Origin of the sequence: Algibacter luteus (assembly GCF_900141715.1) — a bacterium.
Lineage (GTDB): Bacteria > Bacteroidota > Bacteroidia > Flavobacteriales > Flavobacteriaceae > Arenitalea > Arenitalea lutea.
The window spans coordinates 410,238-429,066 of record NZ_FQYK01000003.1; the positions used below are offsets into that span (position 1 = coordinate 410,238).

The following is an 18,829-nucleotide window of genomic DNA, read 5'->3' on the forward strand; positions in this document are numbered from 1 at the left end:
AATGTTCATAATTTACATTGCAACTAAATCTCCAGATTCGTCTTTCGTTGGTAAATTGGTTTTACCCATTAAATAAATATCCACCTGTCTTGCTGCTTCTCTACCTTCAGAAATAGCCCAAACTATTAAAGATTGCCCACGACGCATATCGCCAGCTGTAAATATATTTGGAATATTAGTTTGGTATTTTCCGTATTCTGCTTTATAATTGGAACGTGCGTCAGTTTCAATACCTAGTTTATCTGCAAGTGTACTTTCAGGACCAGTAAAACCTAATGCAAGCAATGCTAAATCACAAGGCCATGTTTTTTCTGTACCAGGTATTTCTATAAGTTGCGGACGCTCTCCAGGAACCATTTTCCATTCTACGTTTACAGTTTTTAGAGCTGTTAACTTTCCGTTTTTATCTTTTACAAATTCTTTGGTGTTTATAAGCCAATTGCGTTCCACTCCTTCTTCATGAGATGAAGATGTTTTGAGTTGTAATGGCCAAAAAGGCCATGGTGTTGTTGGCGAACGATGCCCAGGTGGTTTTGGCATAATTTCAAAATTAACAACCGATTTTGCTCCATGACGATTTGAAGTACCAATACAATCTGAACCAGTATCTCCGCCACCAATTACAATAACGTTTTTATCAGTTGCTAAAACTTGGTTTTCTACTTTTTTACCAAACAAAACTTTAGTTTGTTGCGTTAAGAAATCCATAGCTTGAACAACTCCATCGGCATCAATTCCTGGTGTTGGTAGGCTTCGTCTTTCTGTTGCTCCACCACATAAAACAACCGAATCAAATGCCTTTAATTCTTCAACATCGTAGTTTACACCTACGTTAACATTGGTTTTAAAGGAAATGCCTTCAGCTTCTAAAATGGCTAATCGACGATCAATGATCTCTTTTTCCATTTTAAAGTTAGGAATACCGTAACGTAATAAACCTCCAATTTCATCGTCTCGTTCAAATACGGTAACCGTGTGTCCTGCTCTATTTAGTTGTTGGGCAGCGGCTAACCCAGCTGGACCAGAACCTACAACAGCAACAGTTTTACCTGTTCTAGTTTTTGGTGGTTGTGGTTTAATCCACCCTTCTTTAAAGGCACGTTCTACAATATTTTTTTCAATATTTTCTATAGATACAGGGTCTTCAATGATTCCTAAAACACATGATTTTTCGCAAGGAGCTGGACATAACCTTCCTGTAAACTCTGGAAAATTATTAGTTGAGTGTAATATCCAAGAAGCTTTTTGCCATTCACCTTGATGAACCATATGATTAAAATCTGGAATTAAATTCCCTAATGGGCATCCACTATGGCAAAAAGGGATACCACAATCCATACAACGAGAACCTTGTTTTTGTAGTTCAGGCTCATTTAATGGTACTGTAAATTCTTTATAATGTTTTACACGGTCTTTTACCGGCGTGTAAGTTTCATCTTGTCTTTCAAATTCTTTAAATCCTGTTACTTTTCCCATGACACTATGCTGTTGTTAATTCTTCTACCATTGGTTCTTCAGTCTCTAAACGTTTTAATGCACGTTTATATTCAATTGGCATCACTTTTACAAAATGGCCTAAACTTGTATCCCAGTTTTCTAGCAAGTTTGTACCTAAACTACTGTTTGTGTAAAGCACGTGCTTTTTAATAGTTTGTTTTAAATCATTAGCATCTTCAGTACTAATATCTTCAAATTCTATTGTTTCGGTATTACATAAACCGTTTACAAATTTATTTTCAGGGTCGTAAACATAAGCGATACCACCACTCATACCTGCAGCAAAGTTTCTACCTGTTTTTCCTAAAACAATAACTTTACCTCCCGTCATATACTCGCAACAATGATCTCCAACACCTTCAACAACCGCAGTTGCGCCTGAGTTACGAACTGCAAAACGTTCTCCTGCAATACCATTTATAAAAGCTTCACCTTGAACTGCCCCAAACAAGCAAACATTACCAACAATAATATTTTTTTCTGCTAAGAAATCTGCTTTAGCTGGTTTTTTAACAATAAGTTTAGCTCCAGAAAGCCCTTTACCAAGGTAATCATTAGTATTTCCTTCAACAGTAAACGTTAATCCGTGAGCTCCAAAGGCACCAAAACTTTGTCCGGCAGAGCCTGTGAAATTAATATTTAAAGTATCTTCAGGCAAACCAAGGTGTCCGTAGATTTTAGAAATCTCGTTACTTACAATAGCACCCACCGTACGATTAATATTATTTATAGGATAAGCCAAATTCATTTTTTCTTTTCGATACAAAGCTCTATGTGAGTCCTTTAATATTTTAAAGTCAATGACTTTATCTAAATTATGATCTTGCTTTTCTGTGTTCCTAACAGTTAGTTGTCTATAGGCAGCAGGTCTATGCAGTATACTTGATAAATCTAAGCCTTTAGCTTTATAATGTTTTATAGCTTTATTAGCGTTAATTTTATGGGTCTGCCCAACCATTTCAGCAAGCGTTCGAAACCCTAATTGTGCCATGATACCTCTTAATTCTTCAGCAATGTAATAGAAGAAATTAATAACGTGTTCTGGTGTACCTTTAAAGTTTTTTCGAAGTTCTTTATCTTGAGTTGCAATTCCTACCGGACAGGTATTTAAATGACATTTACGCATCATAATACATCCTGAAGCCACTAATGGAGCTGTGGCAAATCCAAATTCTTCAGCACCTAAAAGCGCTGCAATAGCAACATCTCTACCAGTTTTTAATTGACCGTCGCACTCTACAACAATTCTACTTCTTAGGTTATTTAATACCAAAGTTTGTTGAGCTTCTGATAAACCAAGTTCCCAAGGTAAACCTGCATGTTTTAATGATGTTAACGGAGAGGCTCCAGTTCCACCATCATAACCAGAAATTAATACGACATCTGCTTTAGCTTTTGCAACACCTGCAGCAATAGTACCTACTCCAACTTCTGAAACTAATTTTACATTTATTCTAGCCTCACGATTGGCATTCTTTAAATCGAAAATTAATTGTGCCAAATCTTCAATAGAATAAATATCGTGATGCGGTGGTGGCGAAATTAATCCAACAAACGGTGTTGAATTTCTTGCAGCGGCAATCCAAGGTAAAACTTTTTCTCCTGGTAATTGACCACCTTCACCTGGTTTAGCGCCTTGAGCCATTTTAATTTGAATCTCTTGGGCATTTGTAAGGTAATGTGAAGTTACTCCAAATCGACCAGAAGCTACTTGCTTTATTGCTGAATTTCGGCTGTCGCCATTAACGTCTTTTTGGAAACGTTTTCTATCTTCTCCACCTTCACCAGAATTGGACTTTCCTCCAATACGGTTCATAGCAATGGCTAAATTTTCATGTGCTTCACGAGAAATAGAACCGTATGACATGGCTCCGGTTTTAAACTTTTTAACTATTTCAGTCCATGGTTCAACTTCCTCGATTGGAATAGGATCTAAGTTATCAAATTCAAATAACCCTCGTATTGTCATTAAGTTTTCAGACTGCTCATTAATTGCTTTAGCATAAACATCATAACTTGCTTGATCACTTAACCTTACTGCTTGTTGCAATTTAGAAACTGTTGTAGGGTTAAATAAATGTCTTTCGCCGTTACGTCTCCATCTATAATCGCCACCAATATTTAAACCTAGTTTTCTATTAATGGCATTATCTGGATAAGCTTGTTTATAACGTTGATCTATTTCTTTCTCTATTTCATACAACCCGATACCTTCTATTCTTGAAGCGGTGTATGGGAAATACTTTTCAACAAATTGAGAATTGAAACCTACGATTTCAAAAATTTGAGAACCTCTATACGAATGCAGTGTTGAGATTCCTATTTTGTTCATGATTTTTAAAATCCCTTTTCCTATAGCTTTGTTAAAGTTATCTACAGCTTTTTGCTCGTCCATACCAGTAATGAAGCCTTCTTTTACTTGCATTCTGATAATTTCGTTTACCATATAAGGGTTAATAGCACTTGCGCCATAGCCAAATAAAGTAGCAAAATGATGAGGTTCACGAGGTTCTGCGGATTCAATGATAATATCGAAATACGAACGCTTACGCAAACGATTTAACTGATGATTTACATAAGAACAAGCCAATAATGCCGGAATAGGAGCAAATTCTTGATTAACTCCTCTATCTGAAAGAATAATAATATTTGTTTTTCGATCGATTGCTTTTTCAATTTGAACAATGATATCTTCCAAAGCATCCTCTAAACCATTCATCCCTTTAGCTTTTGGGTAAAGCATTTGTATCGTTTCTGCTTTATAGCTTTCAATTTGAATGGTTCTGATTTTTTCTAAATCGGCATTAGAAATTACAGGGTTTTGTATTCTTAATTTTCTACATTGTCTTTCTGTAATGCTGAAAATGTTTCTGTCTTTACCTAAATTTAAACTTATATCGGTAACAATTTCTTCTCTAATCCCATCTAAAGGCGGGTTTGTTACCTGCGCAAATAATTGCTTGAAGTAATTAGAAATGAGTTGTGGCCTATCAGATAAAACAGCTAGTGGGGTATCTATACCCATAGACCCTAACGCTTCTTTACCAACTTGCGCCATTGGCGTTATTACTTCTTGAATATCTTCAAAAGTATAGTTAAATAAGCGCTGTCTTGTTTTTATATCGATAGTTTCAATAGGACAAGTTTCGTTTGTGTAAGGCACATCTTTTAAATGCAAACGTGTTTTGTCTAACCATTCTTTATATGGTCTTTCAGAAACAATTTTACTTTTAATTTCTTCATCTTCAATAATACGGCCTTCATTCATGTCTACCAAGAACATTTTTCCTGGTTCTAATCTACCATGTTCTTGAACATCTTCAGGATCAACTTCTACTACACCAATTTCAGAAGACATGATTAATTTGCCACTTTTAGTAACAGTATACCTTGATGGTCTTAGACCATTTCTATCTAACAAAGCACCAACGTAATCACCATCTGTAAAAGGAACAGATGCAGGACCATCCCAAGGTTCCATAATACAAGCGTTATACTCGTAGAAGGCTTTTTTATCTTGAGTCATGGTGGCGTGTTTTTCCCAAGCTTCAGGAATCATCATCATCATAATCTCAGGAAGTGAGCGATTGGTATGTGTTAATAACTCTACCACCATATCCATAGAAGCAGAATCTGATTTTCCAGGTAAAATTATTGGGAATAATTTATCAATTTGAGGCCCGAAAACATCACTTTTCATAATTTCTTCGCGCACACGCATTCTACTTACATTCCCTCTAAGCGTATTAATTTCTCCATTCTGACACATAAAACGGAATGGTTGTGCCAACTCCCAAGTAGGCATAGTGTTTGTAGAGAAACGTTGATGAACTAACGCTAATCTTGTCACCAAGTCTATTTGTTGTAAATCGGTATAATATGGTCCAATATCTTCAGGCATAATAATGCCTTTGTATATGAGGGTAGTAGTTGATAAACTTGGCACGTAGAAATAACCACTTTCAGAAATCTTAGAATTTCTTATCGCGTGTTCTGTTATTTTTCTGGCTGCATATAATTTAGCTTTAAAAGTAGCTTCATCAATTTCTTCAGTTTTGCCAACAAAAAGCTGCTCAATATTTGGTTCTGATGCTAGTGCAATTTCACCAAGTTGCCTAGAGTCTACAGGAACTTTTCTCCATCCTAATATTGAAAGACCTTGCGCTTTAACTTCATTTTCAAAAGTTGTTTTACAATAATTATATTGATTGGTCACTTTAGGTAAAAACACCATACCAACGGCATATTCTCTTTGTTCTGGAATGCTAAAATCGCAAACGCGTTTAAAATAATCGTGAGGGATATCAATTAATAAACCAGCACCATCACCAGTTTTTCCATCAGCACTTACACCGCCACGGTGTTCTAGTTTTACCAGAATTTCTAACGCATCGTGAATGATTTGATTTGTTTTCTCTCCTTTAAGATTACAAATAAAACCTGCGCCACAGTTTTCGTGTTCATATTCTGGTAAATAAAGTCCTTGCTTCTTAATCATAATCAACAATAAATTAGTTTAAAAACTTGAGTTGAAAAGCTAAGATACGCCCTAGAATTTAATTAACAATAGGGTATATTTCATTATTTCGATTTTAGAAGCCAATGGGTTATAAAAATAATTATATATCAATATTACTCCGCTTTTTTAATAAATATTCAAACCTAAAAAAATTGTTAATAAATGCAGATATGTGAATTTATGTTAAGAATCTAATTAAGAAATGGCAATTATAGCATAAAAACGCAAAAAATACTGACAATAATTCAATTCTCGCGATTGTTGAATCTGTAAAATTTTATTTTATTTGATGAATACCCCTAAAAAAATAGGGGTAAAATTATGTAATTGATAAAAATGAATCAATTACCCCTATTTTTTATGGGGGTTAAATGTTTTTAACATAGTTTTACCCCGTTCTTAAGTAAAAATGGATCTAGAATTTTAAAAACTATGAAGAAACCAACTCTAGATCTTTTGAAATTAAATAACTTAAAAAGAAAACAATGATGAAAAAATTTATTACACTTTCAATGCTTTTTGTAGCAACAGCGTTATTTGCACAAGAAGATGCAAAAAAATTAACTATAAGTGGATCAGTTGATGCTTACTACCAAACTTATTTAACAGCTCCTGATAATGATGCGCCATCTTTCGGAACTGCTTTTGCAGATCAATCAGGTTTTGCTGTTGGTATGGCAAATGTTATAGCGAGCTACGAAGGTGAAAAAGTAGGTGCTGTTCTTGATTTAGTAACTGGACCAAGAGGTGCGGGTGCGACATTTAATACTGATATTGTTGATGGTATTGTTAATCAAGCTTATGTATACTGGAATGTATCTGAAGGAACTACCTTAACAATGGGTAGATTTAATACCTTCTTAGGATATGAAGTTATTGCTCCTGCAGCAAATTTTAACTACAGCTGTTCTTATTTGTTCTCAAGCGGTCCTTTTTCGCATGTAGGTTTAAAAGCTGATTTTACGTTAAGCGATGACTTTAGTTTAATGTTAGCGATTACTAACCCATGGGATACTAACAATATTTCTATGAGTGGTGAATATGCGCTTGGAGCTCAATTAGGGTTTTACGGACAGTATTTAAACTTATACTATGATAGTGGAAATGCGGGTGGTTTAGGTTTTGAAATCGATTACACAGGTGGTTTTGATGTATCTGATGACTTTTTCTTAGGTATCAATGCTGCTTACAATGATAATGATGGCGAAGGATTTTACGGCGCTGCATTATACCCACAGTTAGCAACTTCTGATAGTTTTTCAATAGGTTTAAGAGGTGAATATTTCGCATTACACGGAGATGGTGATGATTTACCAAGTGTATTCGCTACAACTTTAACTGGGAGCTATACTATTGAAAACTTAATTATTAAGCCAGAAATAAGATTAGATGCTTTAACTAATGCTGATGGAGGCTTATTAGGTAATGTAATTGATAATGATGGCTTACCTGCTGATAGCTTAGCTGCATTTACTTTAGCTGCAATCGTATCATTCTAAGGAATTATACAAAAAATAAAGAGAATAAAGGCAAGTTCTCTAAATGAGGGCTTGCTTTTATTAATTAACTAACCCTAAAAATTATTTATTATGTCAATATTAAATATCCCTTTAATTATACAAGATACAGCCGCTACTGAAGGCGATATGGGAATGTTATGGATGCTTATTTCTGGTATCTTAGTATTCTTTATGCAAGCAGGATTCTTTCTTGTGGAGTCTGGAATGACAGATTCAAAAAATGCTGTTAACATAGCAATGAAAAACTTCCTAGATATTGCAGTTGGTTCTTTAGCTTTCTGGTTTATAGGATATTCATTAATGTATGGTGGTGATACTGGTGGAGGATTTTTCCACTGGGGCGGGTTTACATTTTCGCAAGGTGCTGCCGATTTATTTTTCCAAACTGTATTTGCCGCAACTGCCGCCACTATAGTTTCTGGTGCTATTGCTGGTAGAACAAAATATACAACTTATGCTATATTTAGTATTTTACTAACGGCTTTCATTTATCCAATCGCTGGTGGTTGGGAATGGAATGGTGGATGGTTAAATAATACTGATGGTATTATGCCTGCAGAATTTATCGATTTTGCTGGATCTTCTATTGTTCACTCTGTAGGTGGATGGGCAGCTTTAGTTGCTGCGTGGATGGTTGGTCCTAGAATTGGAAAATTCCTTAACGGTAAACCAATTGAAATGCATGGTCATAACCAAATGTACGCTACTTTAGGTGTATTCATCTTATGGTTAGGATGGTTTGGTTTTAATGGTGGTTCTCAATTAGCATGGGGTGGCGATGATGCTACTGCTGCTTCTCAAGTAGTATTAGTAACTAATTTAGCTGCTGCTGCTGGAGCTTTAAGTGCCTTATTATTTACGTGGATTAAAAACGGTAAGCCTAATTTAAGTATGACTTTAAACGGTGCGCTTGCAGGTTTAGTAAGTATTACTGCTGGATGTGGTAATATGACTGAAGGCGGTGCTGTTTTAGCTGGTTTATTAGGAGGTATTCTTGTTGTGTTATCTATTGGATTTGTTGAGAAAACTTTAAAAATTGATGATGCTGTAGGTGCTATTTCTGTACATGGTGTTGCTGGAGCTTGGGGAACCTTGGTAATAGGTCTTTGGGGTGTTGATGGTGATGCTGGTATTGGAATCTTTAATGGAGGTGGAGCTGCTCAATTAGGAGCTCAGGCCATTGGAGTTTTAGCTTATGCTGTTTGGGCCATTGGTTTATCATTCATTTTCTTATTTATTATGAAAAAGACTGTTGGCTTAAGAGTTACTGAAGCTGAAGAAATTGCAGGCCTTGACTGGACAGAACATGGTTCTATTGCTTACCCAGGTAAGAGACAAAGAGAGATTGAAGAATAATCAAAACATAAAATTTATAATTCTAAAAGATACCTTGCTTCATGCAAGGTGTCTTTTGATTTAATACAAATAAATAATACAGGTTATTTATTGAGTTATTTGAAAAATTAAAATTTTACTATTTTCACAAACTAAACAATTATAAGATATTTATTGAATTATGAAAAAAATTGAAGCAATCATTAGAAAATCAAAGTATCGTGTAGTAAAAGAAGCTTTACATGATGTTGGTGTGAACTTTTTTTCTTACTGGGATGTAACGGGTCTTGGTAATGAAAAAGAAGGACATGTTTACAGAGGTGTGTCTTACAGTACTAGCGATATTCAACGTAGACATTTAGCTATCGTTGTTAACGATGATTTTGAAGAAGTAACAATTAACGCCATACTTAAATCTGCAAGTACAGGGGAGGTAGGAGACGGAAAAATATTTGTTTCAGACGTTACAGAGTGTTATAGAATACGAACAGGAGAAAAGGGTGGAAACACTTTAAAATAAAAAAACTAAAACTAATATAATGGAAGGATTATTTACAGCAAATAATGTATGGATGATGATCTGTACTGCACTTGTTTTCTTTATGCATACAGGATTTGCATTCTTAGAGATAGGATTAACTAGACAAAAAAATACAATTAACATATTATTTAAAAATATATTTATTATTACAGTAGGTTTATTACTGTATTACATCGCAGGATTCAATTTAATGTATCCTGGTTTTGCAGAAGATTCTTTAGGAGTTATTGATTTCGCAGGCTTTGGAATTGGAGCGCCAGAAAACGGAATGACACCTGAGTATGCTGATGGAGGTTACACTTGGTGGACAGACTTTTTATTTCAAGGTATGTTTGCGGCAACTGCAGCAACTATAGTATCTGGAGCTGTTGCTGAACGTATGAAAATAGGGCCATTTATGATTTTTACCGTAATCTATGTAGGTCTTGTTTACCCAATTGCAGGTTCTTGGAAATGGGGTGGTGGTTTCTTGGATCAATTAGGATTCTACGATTTTGCAGGATCAACTTTAGTGCATTCTGTAGGAGGTTGGGCAGCATTAATGGCTGTTTGGTTATTAGGATCGCGTATTGGTAAATTTGATAAAGCTGGAAAACCTCAAGCCATTCCAGGGCATAGTATTCCACTTGCAACAGCTGGTGTATTAATATTATGGTTAGGATGGTTCGGATTTAATGGAGGTTCGGTGCTATCTGCTGATCCAGAATTAACCTCGTTAACTTTAGTAACAACTTGTTTAGCTGCAGCGTCAGGTGGTGTAGTTGCTGCGTTCGTATCTTTTATAAAATATAAGAACTTAGATTTAACTATGTTTTTAAATGGAATTCTTGGAGGTTTAGTAGGAATTACTGCTGGTGCGGATGTAATGACTCCTGAAAGCGCTATTATAATAGGAGCAGTTGCAGGTGCATTAATTGTTTTTGCAGTAAGTTTTATTGATGCTATAAAGCTTGATGATCCTGTAGGTGCTATTGCTGTACACTTAGCATGTGGTATTTGGGGTACGTTAGCAGTTGGAATATTCTCAACTAACCCGGATCATACATTTTTAACTCAATTAATTGGAGTAGCATGTTATGCCGTATTTTGTTTGATAACATCATTCTTAATTATTTTTACGCTTAAGAAAGTGGTAGGAATTAGAGTTTCGGAAAGAGAAGAATTAGAAGGTTTAGATGCCCATGAACATGGAATGGATGCTTATCCAGATTTCAGATTAAATGAGCACTAATCGCTAAAAAAATAGTTTAGTTTAGTTTGATAAAAGGATGTCTTGCTTAATTGTAAGGCGTCCTTTTTTTATTGAAGAATGTTGAACAAGTAACTTAAAACGTAGCGATTCTCATTTAACTTCAACGATTAATTAAAGTCCGAGTTAGGGATAGAAACGGATAGCCCGCAGGGAGGCACGACCGAGGACTTGTAATGTATAGCCCGATCCTTGTGATAACCTGCCTGCCAGCCGGCAGGTGCCAAAATATTATTTAAAATAAAAAGCCTTCAACGAGTGAAGGCTTTTTTGTTTGATGTCTTTAATTTAAAACATTTATGCAGAATTTCTACTTGCATTAATATTTCCGAATAAAGAACGCGTTACGATTTTCTCAAAGATTAATTTTTCAGGATCTTCTTTGTCAACACCAGCTTTTTCAAGTTCTTGAATCTTTTTTAAAGCATATTGCTGTATGGTTAATAATGGTAATACAATTGATTCTCTAACTTCAATTGAGGCTTTTCCTGATGGTTCATTTTCCATCAGTTCTTGATAGCCTGTAAGTTTAAGTAATAACCTTTTAGTGGTTTCATACTCCTTAAAAATAATTTTCCAAAAATCACCAAATTCTTCGTCGTTAGACATATATTTTGTTAAATCGAAAAACGATTTAGTCAACGACATCATGCTATTCTCTAATAATGTTTTAAAGAATTTAGAGTTTTTGTAAAGTTGCTCTACTTTACTCCATTCATCTCTGTCTTCATACATTTTTAAAGCAGTACCTACACCATAAAATCCTGGTACGTTTTGCTTCAACTGGCTCCATGATCCTACAAACGGGATGGCTCTTAAGTCTGAAAAAACCAATTTATCTGAAGTTCCTCTTTTTGATGGTCTACTTCCAATATTAGTTTTAGCATAGTATTTTAAAGTACTCATGCGTTCTAAGTAAGGAATAAACATAGGATGATTTTTGAAATCTTTGTATGTTTCATAACTTGTTTCAGCAAGCGTAGTCATCACTTCTCTATCGTCATCAGCTAATCGATTCTTTTCACCATCAATTCTGTTTTTAATACCAGAACTTATTAATTGTTCTAAGTTATATTGAGCAGAATCGCTGGTTCCAAAATTAGAACTTACTGTTTGTCCTTGTATGGTTATTTGAACTTCTTTGTCTTCTATAGTTGGACCTAAAGAAGAATAGAAATTATGAGTTTTTCCGCCACCACGTGCAGGAGGTCCACCACGACCATCAAAGAATATGGCTGTAATGTCGTATTTTCTAGACATTTCAGTTAGTTTTTCTTTAGCTTTATAAATACCCCAGTTAGCCATTAAATAGCCACCATCTTTAGTACCGTCTGAAAAACCTAACATAATGTGTTGCTTGTTTCCTCGAGATCTTAAATGTGCTATATATTCAGGGTTTTGGTACAATTGTTCCATTACTCCTGGCGCGTTTTCTAAATCTGGTATGGTTTCAAATAATGGTGCAACATCTACCGTTAACTTGTCTTTAAAGGCAACCATTTTCAACATAGCAAATAGTTGCATAACATTTAGCGCCGTCTGGTTGTTACTTATTATGTATCGGTTAGCACCACGTTCGCCATTACTTTTTTGAATGTCTTTTATTATGGCAATAGTTTTTAAAGTATTTCTAACCATTTCATCTTCAAAATCATCTAAATCTCCAATGTTATCTGTAGCTTTCGAAAGTATTTTTATTTGTTCGGCTTCAGATAGGTCATGATAATTTTTAGGAAATGAAGACGTTCCTGTTGAAATTAATTTGTCGATAACAGTGGTAAATACATTATGGTGAATTCTACTGTCTTGTCTTATATCAAGCGAAGCAAATCTATAATCAAAAAGATGAACTCTATTGATTAAATTATTAATTTCGTTGACATATAATGACTGATGCTGCTCAATAATAAGATCTCTTATACTTAAAAGCTCTTTTCTTAATTCTTTGGCACTAATCGCTTTTTTTGTTTTTAGGTTGATGCTATAATCGTACATAATCGTTTCTAAACGAATGATGCGCTCTTCAACACCTCTAAAAGTTAATTTTTTTCTTAAATCTTTTAAATCTAGATAGTACCTTTTTAGAATTGATTTTTTTAATTTTTTGGCTACTTTTAAAGTAGTTTCTGGTTTTACAAATGGGTTTCCATCTCTATCTCCACCTGGCCAAAATCCAATATTAATGATATCGTTATGCTTTTTATCATCAGCATAAATATTGGTTTGAATGTAATTGTAAATCTCACCAAAAGTTTCATAAAAAACATTTTCCAAATACCAAATTAAACTTTTGGCTTCTTGATATGGCGTTGGTTTTTTATGCTTGAAGAAAGGTGTTTTACCTAATTGACCAAACAAATTGTTTATTTCTGAAAGATCATTTTCCTTGATGGCCTTGGTTAAAGAGGTTATGATACCTAAAACAGAACCGGGATAGAATTGTGTTGGGTGTGCCGTTAAAACAATGCGCACCTTAAATTCATCTAAAAAGGCTTTAAGATCTTCAATATTACCTTCAGACACAGCAGACCCTTTAAGGTTTCTTAAAGTACCTACGCCTTCCATATTATTTACAATTGGGAATGCAGCATCTTCTATGGCATCAAACAATACCACTTGTCTTTCAATATATTGGATAAATCTAAATAGCAGATTTATTTGACTTTGCTTATTTCTTCTGGCTTGATATTTAGTAAAGAAAGTTTCTACTATTTCAGTAGGATTGTCTCCATTTTTAAAACCTTTGTCGCAAGTTTCATGAAATAATGGGAGCAAAACCCCAGTTTTTGTAACAGCATCAAAAGGTAAGGTCATAAATATACTGTTGTATATTTGATATTTGGACAAAACGGTTTGATTGAATCGCGTTAATTTAGGTTCTACAGACATAATTCAGCTTTAGTAAAATTTAGCCATAAAAATACTAAAGGTTTAGCGAACAACACAGATGTTGTAAAGTTTTATCAATTTTTGTCGATTGTGCAATTTAGATTATGAATAATTGAAAAAAATTGATGTTAACGCCATTTCTTATTAATTAAACCAGACTCTACATCATTGAAATTGTAATAGAAGTAACAAAAATCAAAAAGATTAATTCATTAGCTTATGACTTATGTCATGTTCTGCGCTTAGTCATACTAATAACTTTGCCCTTTCAATAAAATAATACTTATGCACAAAACACATTCCTTTCATATCCCAGTAATGGGTATTGGTTTTACCATCGATACACCATTAAAAGTGGCGCATTATGGCATAGATTCTGTAATTTCTTTAGTTGACGATATTTTGTTAGAGAAGTTAAGAAAAATGTACAGTGAAAAATTTCAAATCCCTTATCATGAAATAACAGATAAGATTGAAGATTTTAGAGCAAAACGTATTACTTCTTATTTAAACCTCATCTCCGATTTAGCTGATAAAAAATTTGAAGCCTTAAAGAACATCACTTCAGAACGGAGTGACGAATTCATTGCTTATTTAAATATGCTTCCTAATGGATCGTATTTAAAGAAAGAATTCAAGCAATTAACAGCAAAAGAATTTAATTTTTCTGAAATTAAAAGATGGGCAAATAAGGCATTGTCTATGGGTAGTATTGATGTAAATATCATGACTAAAGTTGATAAAGATAATTATATAAAAAACGAAAAATTACCTGTAGAGTATAACGATGCACATGCCGCGTTAAGAGGGTTTGCAAAGAGTAAACTTCAATCTTCGGTAGTACTTTCTGCAGGAATGAATCCCAGATTATACAGTTACATGTCTCAGTTTGCTGATTTTTATCCAAATGAACATGGAGAATTTAAAAAACGTATCATTTTAAAGGTAAGCGATTACCGATCGGCATTAATTCAAGGAAAATTTTTAGCCAAAAAAGGCTTATGGGTTTCTGAATATAGAATTGAATCTGGATTAAATTGCGGTGGTCATGCCTTTGCGACTGATGGTTATCTTTTAGGTCCTGTTTTAGCAGAGTTTAAAGAAAAACGTAACGAATTGCAGCAGAGTATTCAGACAGTTTTGTTTCAAGAATTAGAGAATCAAAACAAACCAATTCCTACTAATGAGTTAACTATTTCGGTTACAGCCCAAGGAGGCGTAGGAACAAATGAAGAACATGATTTTTTGTTAGAACATTATAATCTCGATTCAATAGGGTGGGGAAGCCCATTTCTTTTAGTTCCAGAGGCAACAACTGTTGATGACGATACCTTAAATAAATTGGTAAAAGCTAAAGAAGGCGATTTGTATTTAAGCGATATTTCTCCATTGGGTGTGCCTTTTAATAACCTGAAAAACAATACAAAAGACAATGAAAAACAAGCTTTTATAGATAAAGGCAGACCAGGTAGTTCTTGTCCTAAAAAGTTTGTGGCTTTAAACACAGAATTTAAAGAAAAAGGTATGTGCACGGCTTCAAGAGAGTATCAACATTTAAAAATACAAGCCTTGGAAAATAAAGCATTACCGCTGGAACAGCATAAAAAAGAATTCAATAAAATAATTGAAAAATCTTGTACTTGTGTTGGATTAGGTACTTCGACATTATTGGCCTATAATTTGGATACTAAAGTTGAAGGCGAAGGTGTATCTGTTTGTCCTGGGCCCAATTTAGCTTATTTTTCAAAGCTTATGAGTCTTCAAAATATTATTGATAATATTTACGGAAGAGCTAACATGATTTCAAGAAATGATCGTCCTAATTTGTTCATAAAAGAATTACAGATTTATATTGATTATTTAAAAAATAAACTGGACGATGTAAAAACAACAATGACAAAAAAAGACGAAAAGTATTTACTCAATTTCACCAAAAATATGTCTTTGGGGGTTGCTTATTATAAAGATTTGTTCAACGAGGCAAAATCTGTTTTTAATGATTCAAAAAATGTCATACTTAACGAATTAAACAAAAGCGAGATTGTTTTGAATAAGATTAATGCTGAAATACAAGAGTCATCTTTGGTGTTGAGTTAAAGATCAACATTGTAAGTTTCGTTATTTTCAATCATTTACAGTTTTATTTGTTGAAAATTTAAATATTTTCACAAAATTTTGTTGGACCTTAAATCAACACTTTTTTTCGCGAAAATCCCATTTTATTACGCCTTTTAATTAAGATATTTGCAGTAAATTCTTGGTATTCAAGAATCTTTATCAACATTATTCTGAAGAGTTTATCATGGATTTAGTTAAAGAAATACAACGACTTAAAAAGGAGAAAAATGCAGTAATTCTTGCGCATTATTATCAAGTGCCGGAAATACAGGATATTGCAGATTATGTTGGAGATAGTTTAGGATTGTCTCAAAAAGCAGCCGAAACTGATGCTGATATGATTGTTTTTGCGGGGGTTCATTTTATGGCTGAAACGGCAAAAATTTTAAGTCCTAATAAAACTGTAGTACTTCCTGATTTAAATGCAGGTTGTTCGTTGGCAGATTCTTGTCCGCCAGATGAATTCGAAAAATTCACCAAAGCACATCCAAATCATGTAGTAATAACTTATGTGAATTGTTCTGCCGAAATAAAAGCATTAAGCGATATTGTTTGTACCTCATCAAACGCATTAAAAATTGTAAACTCTATTCCGAAAGAAACCCCAATCATTTTTGCTCCAGATAAAAATCTGGGGAAATATATTATTAATGAAACAGGAAGAGATATGTTGCTTTGGGACGGAAGTTGCATAGTTCACGAAGCATTTTCAATGGATAAGCTCATAGCTTTACATAAAAAATATCCTGATTATAAAATTATTGCACATCCCGAGTCTGAAACGCATATTTTAAATACTGCAACATATATTGGATCTACTTCAGGAATGATAAATTATGTAAAAGAACATCAAGACCAAAAGTTTATTGTGGCGACTGAAGCCGGTATTTTACATAAAATGCAACAAGAAATGCCAAATACCGAGTTGGTGCCGGCGCCTGCTAAAGAAGACAATACTTGCGCATGTAGTGAATGTCATTTCATGAAAATGAATACGCTGCAAAAATTATACGATTGTATGTTGAATGAATCGCCTCATATAGAAGTTGATCCAGCTATAATTGAACGCGCTTTGTTACCAATTGAACGCATGTTAGAGTTGTCTAAATAAAATGACTACAGATTATTTAGTTATCGGGTCGGGAATAGCGGGATTAACGTTTTCAGTAAAAATTGCCGAAAAGTATCCTGACAGAACGGTTGTTGTTGTAACTAAAGCTAATGAAGACGAATCGAACACCAAATACGCTCAAGGTGGTGTCGCTATAGTTCTAAACAAAGAAGAAGACTCCTTTAAAAAACATATTAATGATACGTTAATTGCTGGCGACGGACTTTGTGATAAAGATATTGTTGAATTGGTAGTTAAAGAAGGTCCTGATCGCTTAGAAGAATTGTTGCTTTGGGGCGCAAATTTTGATGTTAACGATTCTGGGAAATTTGATTTAGGTAAAGAAGGTGGCCATTCAGAATATCGTATAGTACACCACAAAGATATTACAGGTTTTGAAATAGAGCGGGCGTTACTATCAAAAGCACATCAGTTACCAAATATTTCTATTTTACCACATCATTTCGCTATAGATTTAGTTACCAATCACCATATTAAAGATGTTCAATCGGATAAAATATCGTGTTTTGGAGCCTATGTTTTAAACCAAAAAAACGGCGAAATATTCACAATAAAATCAAACAACACGTTGTTGGCCTCGGGTGGCATTGGTTGTGTTTATGGTCATACTACCAATCCTATAATTGCAACAGGTGATGGTATTGCCATGGCATATCGCGCAAAAGCACATATTAAAGATATGGAGTTTGTACAATTTCATCCCACTGCTTTGTATGAAGCCAAAGGCGAATCTTCTTTTTTAATATCCGAGGCGGTAAGAGGGTTTGGTGCATACCTTAGAAACAAAAACGGGTATCGATTTATGCCTGATTATGATGATCGTGCAGAATTAGCATCTCGGGATATTGTGTCTCAGAGTATTGATAGTGAATTAAAAAAATCGGGTGAATCTCATGTCTTTCTTGATTGTACGCATTTGGACATGGAAGCCTTCATCAATCATTTTCCTAACATTTATAATAAATGTTTAGAGCATCATATTGATTTAAATACCGATTGGATTCCTGTAGTTCCGGCTTCACATTATTTATGTGGCGGAATCGACGTTGATAAAAATGGCAAGACAACCATTAATAACTTATTTGCATGTGGCGAATGTTCAAGAACTGGGTTGCATGGTGCCAATAGGTTGGCATCAAATTCATTATTAGAAGCTTTAGTTTTTGCACATAACATTTTTAAATATCATGCTGAGAATCAAAGTAAAGCCTTGGAAGTTGCTATTCCAGATTGGAATGACGAAGGCACTGTAATTACTCAAGAGCATATTTTAATTCAACATAATTTAAAACAGCTACAAGCCTTAATGCGCGATTATGTGGGAATCGTAAGAAGTAATAAACGCCTAAAACGCGCCATAAAACATTTAGATTTAATTTATGAGGAGGTTGAAGATTTGTACCGTGAATCTAAAATCACCACATCGCTCTGCGAATTACGAAACATGATTAATGTAGCCCACTTAATAATTAGGCAATCATTAGACAGAAAAGAAAATAAAGGGGGTTATTTTAATATTGATAATGTAAAATAACAAAAGAGACCCTTACGATAAGAGTCTCCTTTTAAAAATTTTGGGCAAAAAAAGGTGCTATTTTCCTAGCATCAATAATTCATTACATACAACTTCTGTGATGTATCGTTTGTTACCATCTTTATCATCGTAACTGCGGGTTGTAAGTTTACCTTCAATAGCAACTTCTTTTCCTTTGGTTACATATTTCTCTATAATTTGAGCCGTTTTCCCCCAAGCCACAATACTATGCCATTGGGTGTCTGTAATTTTTTCACCTTTATTATTCGTATAACTTTCATTTGTAGCAATATTAAATTTTGCTAAAGTTTTACCTGATTCTAAATTGATGATTTCTGGATCGTTTCCTAAGTTACCAATCAACTGTACTTTGTTTCTAAGTGTGTTCATAATTTTAATTTTTAATTGTTAAACAGTTAATACTATCGAGTTCTTATGTTTCGACACTGCAAAGATGAGACAGCTTCAAAATTTTATTCGGTAATTACTTGTTTA

General features: G+C 34.1%; 11 protein-coding genes. 7 read left to right on the forward strand and 4 right to left on the reverse strand.

The annotated features are described in order from the left end of the window. Positions 1-12 precede the first annotated feature (12 nt). Both BUA46_RS07980 and gltB read right to left on the reverse strand, forming a co-directional pair. Complete coding sequence (locus BUA46_RS07980) at positions 13-1,476, reverse strand: glutamate synthase subunit beta (protein WP_019386783.1); 1,464 nt, start codon at positions 1,474-1,476, stop codon at positions 13-15. Positions 1,477-1,480: 4 nt separating this feature from the next. Next, positions 1,481-5,995, reverse strand: a complete 4,515-nt coding sequence (gene gltB, locus BUA46_RS07985) for a glutamate synthase large subunit (protein WP_019386782.1) — start codon at positions 5,993-5,995, stop codon at positions 1,481-1,483. 509 nt (positions 5,996-6,504) lie between these two features. Here gltB and BUA46_RS07990 point away from each other — a divergent pair. The 4 genes from BUA46_RS07990 (at position 6,505) to BUA46_RS08005 (ending at position 10,643) form a co-directional block, all read left to right on the forward strand. Continuing rightward, the gene (locus BUA46_RS07990) at positions 6,505-7,515 is read left to right on the forward strand and encodes an outer membrane beta-barrel protein (RefSeq protein WP_019386781.1); all 1,011 of its coding nucleotides are present in this window, start codon (positions 6,505-6,507) and stop codon (positions 7,513-7,515) included. A 90-nt stretch (positions 7,516-7,605) separates the two neighbouring features. Next, positions 7,606-8,892: an ammonium transporter gene (locus BUA46_RS07995; RefSeq protein WP_019386780.1), complete on the forward strand. Its 1,287-nt coding sequence runs from the start codon at positions 7,606-7,608 to the stop codon at positions 8,890-8,892. 160 nt (positions 8,893-9,052) lie between these two features. Then, the gene (locus BUA46_RS08000; RefSeq protein ID WP_019386779.1) at positions 9,053-9,391 is read left to right on the forward strand and encodes a P-II family nitrogen regulator; all 339 of its coding nucleotides are present in this window, start codon (positions 9,053-9,055) and stop codon (positions 9,389-9,391) included. Between the two features lie 19 nt (positions 9,392-9,410). Further along, on the forward strand, positions 9,411-10,643 hold the full coding sequence (locus BUA46_RS08005) for an ammonium transporter (protein ID WP_019386778.1): 1,233 nt from the start codon (positions 9,411-9,413) through the stop codon (positions 10,641-10,643). A gap of 315 nt (positions 10,644-10,958) precedes the next feature. Here the strand turns inward: BUA46_RS08005 and BUA46_RS08010 are convergent, their stop codons facing one another. Then, the gene (locus BUA46_RS08010; RefSeq protein ID WP_026009960.1) at positions 10,959-13,550 is read right to left on the reverse strand and encodes a phosphoenolpyruvate carboxylase; all 2,592 of its coding nucleotides are present in this window, start codon (positions 13,548-13,550) and stop codon (positions 10,959-10,961) included. A 285-nt stretch (positions 13,551-13,835) separates the two neighbouring features. Here BUA46_RS08010 and BUA46_RS08015 point away from each other — a divergent pair, with 285 nt between their 5' ends. From BUA46_RS08015 to nadB, 3 genes are all read left to right on the forward strand, one after another. Continuing rightward, entirely contained in the window at positions 13,836-15,647 is a 1,812-nt protein-coding gene (locus tag BUA46_RS08015; RefSeq protein ID WP_019386776.1) for a hypothetical protein, read from the forward strand. Positions 15,648-15,852: 205 nt separating this feature from the next. Continuing rightward, positions 15,853-16,779 carry a quinolinate synthase NadA gene (gene nadA / locus BUA46_RS08020; RefSeq protein ID WP_019386775.1) on the forward strand — a complete coding sequence of 309 codons (927 nt, stop codon included), beginning with the start codon at positions 15,853-15,855 and terminating at the stop codon, positions 16,777-16,779. A gap of 1 nt (position 16,780) precedes the next feature. After that, entirely contained in the window at positions 16,781-18,334 is a 1,554-nt protein-coding gene (gene nadB / locus BUA46_RS08025; protein WP_019386774.1) for an L-aspartate oxidase, read from the forward strand. A 57-nt stretch (positions 18,335-18,391) separates the two neighbouring features. Here nadB and BUA46_RS08030 read toward each other — a convergent pair whose 3' ends face one another. Further along, a complete protein-coding gene (locus tag BUA46_RS08030) occupies positions 18,392-18,724 on the reverse strand; it encodes a single-stranded DNA-binding protein (RefSeq protein ID WP_019386773.1) in 333 nt (110 codons plus the stop codon). Between the last annotated feature and the right edge of the window lie 105 nt (positions 18,725-18,829).